Raw genomic sequence first — 13,660 nt, 5'->3', positions numbered from 1 at the left:
TGTGTTCGAATGTCTGTGCTGGCGTGTCGGGCGCGGTGGTAGGTGTATAAGACATGACGCACACCACCTTCATCCACACCTCCGACCTGCAGTTAGGCATGCGCCGAAAATTCTTGTCGCTCGAAGCGCAGTCGCGTTTCGACGACGCACGCCTCCGCGCCGTCACCCGCTTGGGGGAGATCGCCCAGGACCGCGGCGCCGAGTTCATCGTCGTGGCCGGCGACGTGTTTGAGCACAACTCGCTCGAGCCGACCACACTCGGCCGCGCGCTCGAGGCGCTGCGCAAGCTCCCCGTGCCGGTCTATCTGTTGCCCGGCAACCACGACCCGCTGGTGGCGGACAGCATCTTCCAGCGCACCGAGGGGATCGAAGGCGTCACGGTGCTCGCAGATTCGGAGCCGGTGGTCGTGCGCGAGGGTGTCGAGGTGGTGGGCGCCCCGCTGCTAACCAAGCACGCCTCGGAGGACCTGTGCGCCAAGGCGATCCGCGACCTAGAGCCGACGGAGGCGGTCCGCATCCTCGTCGGCCACGGCGCCGTGGAGGGCTTCGGGGAAGAGGAGGCACATTCGCTTATCGACGTTGCTTCGCTCGACACCGCCATCGACCAGGGCACGATCGACTACGTCGCGCTGGGCGACACCCACTCCACCGCGGCACTTACCGCCTCGGAGCGGATCTGGTACTCCGGTGCGCCGGAGACCACGGACTACTTCGACCGCACCCCTGGTGTTGCCGGCGGCGAGGTGGATTCCGGCAACGCGCTGGTGGTCACCGTGGACAAAAGCGGCGGGCGCGCCGACGTCTCGGTGGAGAAAGTCTCGGTCGGCGCTTGGACGTTCGAAGCCCGCTTCTGGGAGGTCGCCGGTGCCGAGGACGTGGCCGGGGTGATCGAGGACCTCAAGGCGTACCCGGAAAAAGACCGCACCGTGATTAAGTACGCGCTTTCTGGCACGCTAGGCCTAGAGGACACGCGCACCCTCGAGCGCGAACTCGCCGAGCTCGAGCCGGTCTTCGCCGCGCTTTACCCGCGCGAGCGGCTGATGAGCCTGCACCTCGAGCCCGACGAGGAAGAGATGGAAAACCTGCCCTTAACCGGCTTCGCCCAAGACGCGATGCGGGAGCTGATCGGCCAGGCGGCCGAGGACAACGCCACCGCCCGCGACGCCGTGAACCTGCTGTTCCGCCTGTCCAAGGAGGTGGGCTAGACCATGCGCATCCACGACCTTGTCATCGACAACTTCCGCGCCATCGAGCACCTGGAGCTGCGCGACCTGCCGGATACCGGCGTGATTGTCATCTACGGCCAGAACGAGGCCGGCAAGTCCACCATCCTGGACGCCATCGGCACCGTGCTGCAGGAGCGCCACTCTGCCGGCGGCAAAAAGATCAAGATCTTCGCCCCGGTCGGCCGCGACGCGTCCCCCGAGGTCACCATGACCGCGACGGTGGGGGAGACCACCTTCACAATCCACAAGCGCTGGCTGAAGGGCAAGCTCTCGGAGCTGGAGATCCTCTCGCCGGTGCACAAGAACTTCACCGGCCGTCAGGCGGACGATGAGCTCGCCCGCATCATCGCCGAACAGATGGACACCAGCCTGGCCAAGACGCTGTTCCTGCGCCAGGGCGAGCTGGACCCGGGCATCGCCGCCGCCGGCATCCCGTCCATCTCCCAGGCGCTCGACGCGGAGAACGGCACCGAGCGCTCCGGCGAGGAGGACACCGAGCTCATGGCCGCCATCGAGGCGGAGTACGCCCGCTACTGGACGGCCGCGACCCCGCCCAAGCCCAAAGCCTCCTTCACCGCCAAGTCCGACGCCGTGGACACCGCTCGCGAGACCCTGCGCGCCGCGGAAAATGAGGTGCAGCAGCTGGCCACCTTTGTGGACGAGGTGGCCCGCCGCGAAGACGAAATCCGCGCGGTGGACACGGAGCTGCCGCAGGCCCACGAAGAGCTCGCCGAGCGCGAGGCCGAGTTCGCCCAGGCCAGCCAACTCGCCGAGAAAGCCAAAACTGCGGCTGAGCAGCTCGAGCGCGCCACCGTCGCCAGGAAGCGCGCCGAGCAGGACCTCGCCGAGCGCACCGCCCTCTCCGAGCGCGTGGCCAAGCTGCGCGAGGAGGAAAAGAACCTGCAGGCCGCCCTTGCGCCGGCGCAGGAGGCGCGCGATGCCGAACGCGAGAAGATTACCGAGCTGACGGCGCAGGTCGAGGAGGCGAAAACCCGCCTCGCCACCGCTCGCACCACCCTGCGCGGCGCCGAAAACGTCCGCGACCACGTGCGTGCCTCTCGGCGCCTCACGGTCGTCACCGACCAACTCACCCTCATCGGCAAAGCAGAGGAAGCCTACGCAACCCTGCTCAAAAACGCCCCCGCCCTGCAGGTCACGGACGCGGACGTGCGCAAGCTGGAGCAGGCCGAAAGCGAGCTGACGCTGCAGCGGCGCCTGCGCGAGGCGGCCTCCGCCAAGCTGGAGATCACCGCCGATGGAAAGACCATCCAGGTCGACGGCGAAAGCGTGGGCGTGGACGGCACCGAGTCCGTCGCCGTCTACGAAGGCACGCGCCTCACCCTCGACGACTTCGATGTGGTCTTCCGCGCCGCCCAGGGGTCGGAGGACCCCCGCCGCGCTGTGGAAAAGGCCGAGGACGCCCTTTCCAGCCTGCTGTCCAAGCTCGGTTGCGCGGACGTCGACGAGGCCCGCGCCGCCCGCGACGCCAGCAAGGCGCACGAGGCAGAGGTGAAGTCCGCCCGCCAGCGCCGCGACGACGCGCTGGCCGGCACCGACGCCGACGAGCTCGCGGCCGAGCGCGACCGCCTCACCTCCCAGTTAGAGGAACTCGCCGAGGCGATCGACACCGCCGAGCTCCCCGACACCGAGCAGGCCGCGGAACTGGCCGTGAAGGACGCACAGAAGGCGCTGGACAAGGCGGAAAAGGACGTCGACGCCGCCGACGCCGCGCTCAAGCCCTACGCCGACCGCACCGCCGCAAGCGAGCTGACCGTCGTGCAGACCAAACTCGAGGCGAAGCAGGCCGAGGCCAGCCATGCCGCCGACGAGCTGGCACACGCCGAGGACAACGCACCGAAGACCACGCTCGAGAGCGCCCTCGAATCGGCCAGCGAGCAGGAGCGCGAGGCCAACGAGGCGCACGCGGCGCTGTCCGCCGAGCTCGCGGCCGCCGACCCGGAGATCGTCCAGCAGATGCTCGAGGGCGCGAAGACTCGCCTGCAGAACCTTGAGAAGCGCCAGGCAGAGGCGAAAAACCGCATCACCGAGCTGACCGGCCGCATTGAGATCGCCGCCGGCACCGCTGAGAAGGCGGATCGCGCGGCCGCGGAGCTCGATGCCGCGGAGACCGAGCTGGCCCGCACCACCCGCCGCGCCGACGCGGTGCGCTTGCTGCGCGAGACGATGCACGCCCACCGCGACGCCGCCCGCGCCCGCTACACCGCGCCGTTCAACGAAGCGATCCGCAACCGCGCCCGCGTGCTGTTCGGACCTACCGTGGACTTCAACTTCGGCGACGATCTCACCGTCACCGAGCGCACCGTCGACGGGGTGAGCGTGCCGCTGGACCAGCTCTCCGGCGGCACGAAGGAGCAGCTGGCCATCCTCACCCGGTTCGCCATCGCTGACCTAGTCACCGCCTCCGGCGAAACCACCCCGGTGCCGGTGGTGGTCGACGACGCCCTCGGCGCCACCGACCCGGAGCGCCTCGCCCGCATGAACTCGCTGTTTTCCCAGGTGGGGAAGACATCGCAGCTGCTGGTGCTGACCTGCTTCCCGCAGCGCTTCGACCGCGTCGCCGCCGCGCGCACGTACTCCATGGACGAGTTGAAAACCGCGACCATGGGCTAGGATCTGCCGGTATGACTACACAACCGCGGTGGCTTGACGACGAAGAACAGCAACTGTGGCGGCTAATCCTGGCCGGATTCAACAAGATCTCCCGCACCATCGACGACCGCCTCCAAGAGGGCAGCGAGATTTCTTCGTCTGAATTCTCTGTCCTCGTCGCGCTGTCGGAAGCGGAAGACCACACGCTGCGTCTCCGCGAGTTGTGCGACGAGCTCGGCTGGGACCGCTCCCGTGCCTCCCACCAGGTCACCCGCATGAAAAAGCGGGGTCTGCTGACCAAGAGCAAGTGCCCCGGCGACGCCCGCGGCGTTCTGGTCACGCTCACGGACCAGGGCATGACGCATCTCGAGGACGCGGTTCCGGACCATGTCGAAACCGTCCGGCGCCTCATCTTCGACCACCTCAACGAGGACCGCGCCGATAAGATCCGTGAGTTCTTCGCCGACGTAATCGGCGCCCAAGAACTACCCACCCGCCAGTGCTAACGCGGTTTTGCACGACGCCCGTCCTTGCGGGCTTCCGCGAACGGGGGTTGGATGGGACGCACCAATTCCGAGCACGAAAGGACAGCGCTATGTCGAGCCCCTACAACCCGCAACAGATCAACCCCGGCAATTCCCCGAAGCGCCTCGAGCGCTCCATGACCGACAAGTACATCGCCGGCGTGTGCGGCGGCATCGCCCAGTACCTCGGCGTGGACCCGACCGTCGTGCGCGTCGTTTTCGTCCTGCTTGCACTCATCGGCCTGTTCCCGGGTCTGCTGGCCTACGGCGTGGCCTGGATGATCATGCCGGCCGAGTTTTAGGGCCCGCTCCCGTCGAGGAACGTAAACCGCACCGCGTCGCCGCGCAGCTGCTCCAGCGCGCGGCGCACACCCGGCCCGGTGCCGGAGGAGGGGTGGTTCATGTGCGCCAGCACGATCGCCCCGTCGGGGGCATGCATGATTGTCGACGCCACATGGCCCGCCGCCGCAGTCGCCCCAGCGTCGCCGTTGACGGAATAGCCCGCGATTTGTACCCCGCGCTCGCGGGCGATGTGGACGGCGACGTTGTCGTAGTGGGCCGTGCCTGAGCGAAACCACGTCGAATCCACCCCGTATTCCGCCAGCAGCGCCCTGTTGCCGTCGATTTCCGCGATGGCCTCCGCAGGCGTCGCAGTGCCCGCGATGCCGTAAGCCGCCTGGCCGTTGACGCTTAGCGGCAGGTGGCGAGTGCCGTGGTTTTCCAGGCGGAACAGGGGATCCGCCGCCAAGTTCCGCGTCGCCTCCGGGTTCGCGTCGATCCAGGTGGCGCTCAAAAACAGCGTTGCGGGCACGGCATGCTCGCGCAGCCCGTCTATCAACCCCTGGTCCACGGCCGAACCACTCGGCCCGCCGCAGGCGTCGAAGGTCAGCGCAATCGTGCGCCTGCCCGGGGTCACCGGCACCGTCTCCACGATGCCGCGCAGTGAAGTCCCGAACGCTTGCGGCACCCGGCCCGCGTAGCGCTCCGGGCCGGGATACGCCGTCACCGTCTCACGGACCGTCGTGGTCGCCGTCTCCGTCACAGTTATGCCTGTGGTGCCCCGCGGGCCGGCACACCCCACCAACGCAGAAAAGCCCGCCACTGCCGTGGCGGACATGAAGGTTTTCCTGCTCAGCACAGACTGAAATTCTAGTGGGTGGGGGAGCGGAGTGCTCGTCGAGAAGCTACTGCTTGATCGCGGAGCCCTCGATCTCGATGCCCACCTTCTCGCTGACCAGCATGCCGCCGGAGTTCAGCGGCGCCTGGAAGTCGATGCCGTATTCACTGCGGTTGATGGTGGTGCGGGCCTCGAAGCCGAGGCGGGTGTTGCCGAACGGGTCCTCCTCGACGCCGAAGGTCTCGACGTCGAAGGTGACCGGCTTGGTGGTGGTCTTGATGGTCAGGTCGCCGGTGACAGTGCCGTTGCCCTGCGCGTCGACGTCGAAGCTGGTGGCGGTGAAGGTCATCTCCGGGTATTGCTCGACGGCGAAGAAGTCCTCGCCGCGCACGTGTGCGTCGCGGTCGGCGTTGCGGGTGTCCACGCTCGCGGTGCGCACGGTGCCGGAAGCGGTGCTTGCGGACGGCTCCTCCGCGATAGTCACGGTTGCGTCGAAGTCGGTGAACTCGCCGCGGACCTTGGTCACCATGGCGTGGCGCACGGTGAAGCCGATGGAGGAGTGGGCGGGGTCGAGAGCGTAGGTACCGGTCTGCATGATTGTCTCCTTCGAATTTTGTTGATGGGTCAACTATGGAACGAGAGTGATGCTACGCGCGCCATGGTGACGTGTCAACAAGTTCTCCTGCCGGCACCTACTATGTCGAACATATGTTCTTGACAATTCCCCTAGCGGGTCTTACCGTACTGATCGGTCTAGTAAAAAGACGGAAACAAAGGAGAACCATTTGGGAGAAATACTTTCTGACGCAGTGATGCAGGTGATGACCCCATCACTGGAGTACCAAGACAAAACGGCCCTCGCACATGTGAGCAAATACGCCGATGATTACACCGGCGAGATCATTGACCGCCACGGGAACTTCCGCCGCGGGTGCATCGGGATGATCCACTACATCCCGGAGGAGGCCTATGAGCGTCCCTGGTGGCGCGAACCCAACTTTCCGCTCAAAGGATGTATCGAGCGATTGGTCAATGCCGGTTGGATCACACGCGTGGACGGCGAAGAGTTCGACGGAGCGCTGATACTGAACACGTCGCGCCTGATCCGCCTGATGGACATTGCGGAGACGGAAATGGCGCAAAACCAGCACGTCATCGACTACGTGTACCTCCCGGACGGGACTGTCATCGACCCGCCGTGCGAAGACTTCGCTGACCCGCTGTTCTTACCGTTCATTCGCTGGGCTGACCAGATGTTCGACGGCGACTTCGCCCACACCCTGGCCGACGACGTCACCGACGCGACCACCCGCCTCCTGGACGCGCACCTTTCCATCGAACGCGACCACAGCTGGAAAGAAACCGATCCGGGCCGCTGGACACGCGCAATTGCGAACTGGAAGGACCACCATCTGGGCGATGGCAGTTTCCGCATCCCGCCGCAGTGGAAGGTGACCGCCGATGATCGCTAACTCGAACCCCAACATGACCGCCGGCATGCTTCGCGCCGAAGTCGACCATTGGCGCGGCAGCGACGCTCCCGCCGAGTTCCTCGTGCTCATCGACCCACGCGACAACCCTCTGCTCACCCTGCTCCAGGTAGCCAAGCTGCACGCCGCCGACGCCCTCGAGCCGGGTTGCGACTACACCTTCGGCACCGTCGAGGACGCCTCCACCCGCTACATAGCGTTCACCTACAGCGGCAGCCGCGACGACTTCTGGCGCGGCCTCACCGTCGTCACAGAGCAGGTGATTATGGAAGCGGAGGAGCTTATCGACGAGCGCAGCCCCAGCCACCGCGCCTTCGCCCGCATGCTCATGTCGTACGGTCTCCCGCCCCTGGAAGTGCTGCCGCCTGTCGCCACGGACAGCGGCGGACACGTGCTCGTCGATGCTGAATGGGACGAGCTCGCTTAGAGGTGAATTAAAGGCGGGGGCTTCGGTCCGCCTTAGGTCAGAGATTGCGCATCATTCGAGTTTGTCATCTTCTTCCCTGCGAACAGTCCTGACAAACTTTCCTAGGAATTGAAAAACTGGGGGCGCGAGGAAGACACCAGCCAGCCACTCAGAACCCCCGCCGAAGTAAACGGCCAAGGCAGCGCCGATCGAGGCCAGAAACATGCCGAAACTCAAGTATTGACCACGTTTGAGAGCGTCCACATCCCCTTTGGCAAGCCACTCTTTCTCGTGGTTCGAGGCTGCAATGCTTTGTTCCGCCATGCGCATTGCGCGGTCGGCAAAAGTGGGGTCAACTTGTCGGTAAGCTTCCAGCGTCTCCGGTGCTGGTGCAGGGGCACTCTACAGGTAAGCGGAACTCGCAATCTGGCGGGTGACCTCCTCGACGAGTTCAGCGTCAATTACTTCGCCGGGAGAACCGTCCGAATGATCTTGTCCATTGCGTTGAACGTCACTTTCCACCCGTTGTAAATCGTCGCCCGGGGATCGTTGGCCTTCATGCGTGCCTGCGTTCGCAGCGGGCGAGGGTTCGTCTCCATGACGTCCACTCCCCGGCGGCGTGCTCGACCGGCGGCGCTCATCATCTTGAGAGTCATCGTTCATGCACCTGCTTCCTTCCGGTAATGGCATTATCCACGACTGTTCGGGCTGTGGAGTCTAGGGTTAATTGAACCACAATTAGTTCCTCACCGGCATGCAGAACCCCGATTGTGCACGCCGGCGAATCATTTCGCGCCAGATTGAATGTTGTCGGGGTCAGTCTCTCCGAAAGTCACCCGATTTGAAAGCAGGGTTAAATCTGGCAGCGTTTCCTGAATTGAACGGGAAAAGAAACCAGAACCCCTGCTCGGAGCTTTCAGTAAACTCCCCGACCAGTTGTAGCGGGTTCGTGGCTACACCCCGGTTACACCGGGTTCCGACTCCGGTTACACAACAGAAGTCAATTATGTGACGTGAGCAGGAGCGCTCCTTAGAGCGGGAAGTCAGGAAACTCCGCTTCCGCCTCTTCCTACCTCTCGGCAAGCTCCACGCTCCACCGTGAACGCTCGACAAGCTCGTCAAAGGTGAGCACCTCCGGTGACTTGCGGTTCGAGCGGAAACTTTCAAAGCTACGGAACTTCGAGCCAATTCGGTTGCCTTGGGCGCGGCACACAAATCGCACATGGGCCGATCATCAGAAACGAGCGTGGTTCAACCAAGTATGCACCGTCGCCAGTGTTGTCTCCCTCGTTGTCCCTCTCGGCAATCCATCCGGCAAGGCTCTCCTTGGCGGCGCGAACCGTCGTCGAACCCCGATGTGTCCCCGCTGCAAACGGGAATCGAGTCGAGGCTGCGGATGAGGTAGATAAGTTTGTTCGAGCCTTCCCGGTTCAAGATGATGAGGCCATCGAGTTTTGTCCCGTTCGGATCATTGCTTGGGGCCTGAAAACCGATCTCCCGAACTACGCCAGGCTCGTGCGCAACTTGAATCTCGAGCCGGCGACGCTGTTTTCGCAACTTTGCCGGAATCTCTGCCAGCTCTGCTCCTTCCACTGTCTCTTGAGCAGCACACACAGCTGCACCGCTACATCGGGTTTGACACGTTCAGCGCTCGCTGTATAGTTCAGTGCATGCTGACTATTGCTTCGCGTCTCGACGTGATGAACCGCCTGGGTCGTGCACTGGCCGACCCCACTCGATCCCGGATCATCTTAACCCTGCTCGACCATCCCGCTTACCCGGCGGAACTGGCTCGAGCTCTGGACCTGACACGCTCGAATGTGTCCAACCACCTGGCATGCCTGCGCGATTGTGGGATCGTCGTCTCCGAGCCCGAGGGGCGTCGGACGCGATACGAGATCGCCGATCCGCACCTGGCGCAGGCGCTGACTACATTGGTCGATGCCACCTTGGCAGTAGACGAAGATGCCCCGTGCATGGATCCCGCCTGCACGCTTCCCGGATGCGATGTAGCTGGGGTGGGCGCGTAATGCTCACCACGGTCTTGCAGGCGATAGGCCTGTTCGCAGCTACCAACATCGACGACATCATCGTGCTCTCCCTCTTCTTCGCGCGAGGGGCAGGCCAGAGCGGCACCACCGCCCGTATTCTGGCCGGCCAGTACCTCGGATTTGCCGGCATCCTCGTCGCCGCGATCCTCGTGACCATCGGCGCCGGAGCATTTCTGCCCCCGGCAGCTATTCCATACTTTGGTCTCATCCCGCTGGGCATCGGCCTCTGGGCCGCATGGGAGGCCTGGCGCGGAGACGATGACGACGATGACGACGAGGCCAAGGTTGCCGGCAAGAAGGTCGGCGTGGGGACAGTCGCAGGCGTCACTTTTGCCAATGGCGGCGACAACATCGGTGTCTACACCCCTGTCTTCCTCAGCGTGGAGCCTCTCGCAGTAGTCGCCTACTGCGTTATCTTCCTCGCGCTCGTTGCGGTCCTGGTGGCCCTGGCAAAGTTCGTCGCCACCCGCCCCCCGATCGCGGAAGTGCTCGAACGCTGGGAGGACATCCTCTTTCCCATCGTTCTCATCGGCCTCGGCATCGTGATCCTCGTCAGCGGCGGAGCTTTCGGGCTCTGACGTAGCGGCAGTGTTCCAAACGGCCCCGACCGGGCGTACCCCTCTCGGTTCAGACCCCAACAACTACCCGCAGCCAGTCCTGCGTGATCACAGCAACAAGACCGCTATGAAGCGCTGCAAAAACCGCGCCACCAGATGAGTACGGAAACTCTTCCGCGGCTCGGTCCGCTCTCATAAACAATCCGCGCTATAACCCGAGCAGGAACGGCGTTCAGACAAAGAAAAATGACCCCTCCGAACGAACGGAGCGGGTCATTTTTGTGTTCGCGGCCGTTTTTCTTCGGCCGGCAGGAGGTTTCGTGAAAAGATTGGAACAGTTTCGTGAAACCCCCTGGTCAAGTGGTGTCCCCGACAGGATTCGAACCTGCGACCTTCGGTACCGGAAACCGATGCTCTAATCCACTGAGCTACGGAGACAATGCCGTCTAGGTTAGCACCCGGCATTACAGCCAACGAAATTGGAACGAACCCTAGGGCGACTCCCAGCTTCACCCCATGGTTTTGCAACACCCATGTCCCATAATCATTGGTGCGCGCCGCGGGAACGGCGTGACACGGGAAACAATGACAGCGAAACGGCCGGCCCCGAAAGGGACCGGCCGTTTCGTTATGCCAGCTAAGCGCTGGCTACTTCACAACCATCACGATGAGGTCGCGCGGGCCGTGCACGCCCTCGACGCGCACGAGCTCGATATCGGAGGTCGCGGACGGACCAGAGATCATGGTCGCCGGGCGCTCCGGATCGATGCGGGAGATCATCTCCGGCACGCCGAAGACGACGGATTCCGGGCGCACGATGCAGATGTGGCGGTCCGGCACCAGTGACAGGGCGCGGCGGCCGCACACGTCGCCGGACTCCAGCACGATGGAGCCGGTCTGCGCGGAGGTAACCTTGGAATCGGTGATCACGGCGTCGACATCGGAAAGCTCACGCGGGTCCGTGTCGTTGGAATCCGGGCGGGCGGTGCCAGCGAAGCCGTCGAAAAGCGAGGCGTCCAGGCCGGGCGCGTAGACGACCTCGTTGCACTTGCGGTCCGCGAGCACCTTGACGATGTCCTCGGCGAGGGTCGCCTCGGTAGTCTCCACAACGTCCGCCTTGTAGTCCACGAGGCGGTCGATGAGGATCTCGCGCAGGTCGTCGCCGGAGATGTCGGAGGAGGTGTTGTAGTTGCGAACCACTTCCACCTGCTCAGGCGTGTTGGACAGCTGCTGCGCGTCGCGGATGCGCTTGAGGATCTCGCGCTTCGCGTCCTCGTTGCGGGTGTCGCGCGGGGCAGAATTACCGGTTACTCGAGTAGTCATTTACTTGTCCTCTTCCTCGAAACGCTTGCCGGTGACCTTCTGGCCCTCCGGGACGCCCTGCTCGCGGGCCTCGGCCAGCAGGCGCTCGGCTTCCTCGGAGCCCCACCACTGGCGGAAGGACTTCTTCGGCGGCACCGCGACATCGCGGTACTCGGTCCAGCCGGAGATCGGCGGCGGCATGAGCTCGATCTTGCCGTTGAAGCCGCCGAGCACGCGGCCCAGAGCCACCATGCGCACCAGCTTGTCCCACACACCGCTGTGGCCCCAAACCTGGGCCAGGGAAGCGAACGCCGCGCGCTCGATGTGGCTCGGCTCGTTCTTCGCCTTCTGGTAGCGCAGCTCCAGCAGAATGTCCGTGATCGGAATCTTCACCGGGCAGACCTCGTTGCAGCGACCGCACAGGGAAGACGCGTACGGCAGGGAGCCGTTCGGGTCGTCCGAGGAGTCGATGCCGGTCAGCTGCGGGGTGATGATCGCGCCGATCGGACCCGGGTAGGTGGAGCCGTAGGAGTGGCCGCCGGCACGCTCGTAGACCGGGCAGACGTTCAGGCAGGCGGAGCAGCGGATGCACTTCAGGGCCTCGCGGCCGATCTCGCTGGACAGGGCGGCGGTGCGGCCGTTGTCTAGGAGGACGATGTGGAAGTTCTGCGGACCGTCGCCCTCGGTCACACCGGACCACAGGGAGGTGTACGGGTTCATGCGCTCGCCGGTGGAGGAGCGCGGCAGCAGCTGCAGGAACACGCCGAGGTCCTCGAAGTTCGGCAGCAGCTTCTCAATGCCCATGACGGTGATCAGGGTCTCCGGCAGGGTCAGGCACATACGGCCGTTGCCCTCGGACTCCACAATGGAGACGGTGCCGGTATCCGCGCAGCCGAAGTTGGCGCCGGAGATGGCCACCTTGGCCTCCATGAACTGCTGGCGCAGGTACTTGCGGGCAGCCTCAGCCAGCTCCGCCGGATCCTGGGTCAAAGTCTCGTCCGTGTTCGGCATCTTCGCGGCGAAGATGTCGCGGATCTCTGCGCGGTTGCGGTGGATCGCCGGGACCAGGATGTGGGAGGGGAAGTCCTCGCCGAGCTGCACGATGAGCTCTGCCAGGTCGGTCTCTTGCGCGAAGATGCCGGCCTTTTCCAGCTCGTCGTTCAGGGCGATTTCCTGGGTGGCCATGGACTTGATCTTGACAACCTTGTCCTCGCCGGTGGCGCGGACCAGGTCCTGGATGATCTCGTTGGCTTCCTTGGAGTCGCGCGCCCAGTGGACGTGGCCGCCGCGGGCGGTGACGTTTTGCTCGAACTGCTCCAGCAGCTCGGGCATGCGCGCAGCGACGTCGCGCTTGATGGTGGAGCCCGCCTCGCGCAGGTCCTGCCAATCGTCTACCTCGTCCACAACAGCCTGTCGCTTCACGCGGATGGTGGTGGTGGCGTACTGGTAGTTGCGGCGCTTGGTTACGTCGTTGAGCTCGTGGTGCGCAGCCTTCTGGAACTTCTCCTTGCCGCGCAGGTGGGACGGGCCGCTCGCGTACGGCGGCATGGTGGGTTGACCGAGTGCGACCTTCACAGCATCTTCTCCTTCTTGTATGCCGCGGACGTCGGGGTCAGCGGGTGCTCCTTGGTGGAGGCGAGGATCTCCGCCATGTGCACAGCGCGGATGCCCTGGTGCTGGCGGGACATTGCGCCCGCGATGTTCATCAGGCAGGAGGAGTCGCCGGCGGTGACGTACTCGGCCTGGGTGTCCTTGATGTGGCGCACTTTGTCCGAGACCATGGCGGAGGAGACCTCCGGCATCTTCACGGAGAAGGTACCGCCGAAGCCGCAGCACTCCTCGGAGTTCTGCAGGTCCACCAGCTCCAGGCCCTCGACGTGGCGCAGCAGCTCGGTCGGGCGGTCGCCGACCTTGAGGAAGCGCAGGGAGTGGCAGGAGGAGTGGTAGGTCACGCGGTGCGGGAAGAAAGCGCCCACGTCGTAGGTGCCTGCGACGTCAACGATGAATTCGGAGAGGTCGTAGGTCTTCTTCGACGCGGTCTTCGCGCCGTCGACAAGCGCCTTGGAGCCAAAGCGCTCTGCAAGCTCGACGTGCTGCTCACGCACGGCGCCGGCGCAGGAGCCGGAGGGGGCGACCACGTAGTCGATCGACGGATCCGAGAAGGCGTCGACGTAGGTTTCGATGATCGGAAGGGCCTGCTCTTTATAGCCGGTGTTCACGTGCATCTGGCCGCAGCAGGTCTGCTGTTCGGGAAAGACAACGTCGTAGCCCAAGCGGGAAAGCACAATGGCCGTAGCCTTGTGCGCGTCGGGGAAGAGGGCGTCGCCGATACAAGTAGAAAACAGCGCTACTCGCATGTTCGGACTCCTAAAATTGT

The 13,660-nt window shown here is 64.4% G+C and carries 15 protein-coding genes and 1 tRNA gene; 8 read left to right on the top strand and 8 right to left on the bottom strand.

Features of this window, described 5'->3' with window-relative positions:
• Positions 1-53: 53 nt before the first annotated feature.
• The 4 genes from MHY23_RS00485 to MHY23_RS00470 all read left to right on the top strand — a co-directional run bounded on the left by MHY23_RS00485 (position 54) and on the right by MHY23_RS00470 (position 4,662).
• Entirely contained in the window at positions 54-1,205 is a 1,152-nt protein-coding gene (locus tag MHY23_RS00485) for a metallophosphoesterase (protein WP_181888211.1), read from the top strand.
• A 3-nt stretch (positions 1,206-1,208) separates the two neighbouring features.
• The gene (locus MHY23_RS00480) at positions 1,209-3,857 is read left to right on the top strand and encodes an AAA family ATPase (protein WP_239305956.1); all 2,649 of its coding nucleotides are present in this window, start codon (positions 1,209-1,211) and stop codon (positions 3,855-3,857) included.
• Between the two features lie 11 nt (positions 3,858-3,868).
• Positions 3,869-4,342, top strand: coding sequence for a MarR family winged helix-turn-helix transcriptional regulator (locus MHY23_RS00475; protein WP_239305955.1), 474 nt, complete (start codon positions 3,869-3,871; stop codon positions 4,340-4,342).
• 89 nt (positions 4,343-4,431) lie between these two features.
• Positions 4,432-4,662 carry a PspC domain-containing protein gene (locus tag MHY23_RS00470; RefSeq protein ID WP_239305954.1) on the top strand — a complete coding sequence of 77 codons (231 nt, stop codon included), beginning with the start codon at positions 4,432-4,434 and terminating at the stop codon, positions 4,660-4,662.
• On the opposite strand, the gene MHY23_RS00465 is transcribed toward MHY23_RS00470, so the two are convergent.
• Positions 4,659-5,477: a polysaccharide deacetylase family protein gene (locus MHY23_RS00465; protein ID WP_239305953.1), complete on the bottom strand. Its 819-nt coding sequence runs from the start codon at positions 5,475-5,477 to the stop codon at positions 4,659-4,661. The two genes, MHY23_RS00470 and MHY23_RS00465, sit on opposite strands and share 4 nt — an antisense overlap.
• 67 nt (positions 5,478-5,544) lie before the next feature.
• A complete protein-coding gene (locus MHY23_RS00460) occupies positions 5,545-6,072 on the bottom strand; it encodes a YceI family protein (RefSeq protein ID WP_239305952.1) in 528 nt (175 codons plus the stop codon).
• Positions 6,073-6,262: 190 nt separating this feature from the next.
• Between MHY23_RS00460 and MHY23_RS00455 the strand changes: the two genes are divergently transcribed.
• Entirely contained in the window at positions 6,263-6,949 is a 687-nt protein-coding gene (locus MHY23_RS00455) for a hypothetical protein (RefSeq protein ID WP_239305951.1), read from the top strand.
• Positions 6,939-7,394: a hypothetical protein gene (locus MHY23_RS00450; protein ID WP_239305950.1), complete on the top strand. Its 456-nt coding sequence runs from the start codon at positions 6,939-6,941 to the stop codon at positions 7,392-7,394. Before MHY23_RS00455 ends, MHY23_RS00450 begins: the two co-directional genes overlap by 11 nt.
• A 51-nt stretch (positions 7,395-7,445) precedes the next feature.
• Here MHY23_RS00450 and MHY23_RS00445 read toward each other — a convergent pair whose 3' ends face one another.
• A complete protein-coding gene (locus MHY23_RS00445) occupies positions 7,446-7,697 on the bottom strand; it encodes a hypothetical protein (protein WP_239305949.1) in 252 nt (83 codons plus the stop codon).
• Positions 7,698-7,834: 137 nt separating this feature from the next.
• Positions 7,835-8,029 carry a hypothetical protein gene (locus MHY23_RS00440; RefSeq protein ID WP_239305948.1) on the bottom strand — a complete coding sequence of 65 codons (195 nt, stop codon included), beginning with the start codon at positions 8,027-8,029 and terminating at the stop codon, positions 7,835-7,837.
• A gap of 1,014 nt (positions 8,030-9,043) precedes the next feature.
• On the opposite strand from MHY23_RS00440, the gene MHY23_RS00435 reads away from it, so the two are divergent.
• Both MHY23_RS00435 and MHY23_RS00430 read left to right on the top strand, forming a co-directional pair.
• Entirely contained in the window at positions 9,044-9,403 is a 360-nt protein-coding gene (locus MHY23_RS00435) for a helix-turn-helix transcriptional regulator (protein WP_181888220.1), read from the top strand.
• Complete coding sequence (locus MHY23_RS00430; protein WP_200803038.1) at positions 9,403-10,002, top strand: cadmium resistance transporter; 600 nt, start codon at positions 9,403-9,405, stop codon at positions 10,000-10,002. The genes MHY23_RS00435 and MHY23_RS00430 overlap by 1 nt, the downstream gene beginning before the upstream one ends.
• A gap of 340 nt (positions 10,003-10,342) precedes the next feature.
• On the opposite strand, the gene MHY23_RS00425 is transcribed toward MHY23_RS00430, so the two are convergent.
• The 4 genes from MHY23_RS00425 to MHY23_RS00410 form a co-directional block, all read right to left on the bottom strand.
• Positions 10,343-10,419, bottom strand: a tRNA-Arg gene (locus MHY23_RS00425).
• A 210-nt stretch (positions 10,420-10,629) separates the two neighbouring features.
• Positions 10,630-11,304, bottom strand: a complete 675-nt coding sequence (locus tag MHY23_RS00420; protein ID WP_239305947.1) for an LUD domain-containing protein — start codon at positions 11,302-11,304, stop codon at positions 10,630-10,632.
• Positions 11,305-12,858 carry a LutB/LldF family L-lactate oxidation iron-sulfur protein gene (locus MHY23_RS00415; protein ID WP_239305946.1) on the bottom strand — a complete coding sequence of 518 codons (1,554 nt, stop codon included), beginning with the start codon at positions 12,856-12,858 and terminating at the stop codon, positions 11,305-11,307.
• Positions 12,855-13,640, bottom strand: coding sequence for a (Fe-S)-binding protein (locus MHY23_RS00410; RefSeq protein ID WP_181888230.1), 786 nt, complete (start codon positions 13,638-13,640; stop codon positions 12,855-12,857). Before MHY23_RS00410 ends, MHY23_RS00415 begins: the two co-directional genes overlap by 4 nt.
• Positions 13,641-13,660 lie beyond the last annotated feature (20 nt).

Origin of the sequence: Corynebacterium sp. ACRQP (assembly GCF_022345915.1) — a bacterium.
GTDB lineage: Bacteria > Actinomycetota > Actinomycetes > Mycobacteriales > Mycobacteriaceae > Corynebacterium > Corynebacterium lehmanniae.
Note: the sequence above shows the minus strand (reverse complement) of the source record. Positions and strands in the feature narration are given on the sequence as shown.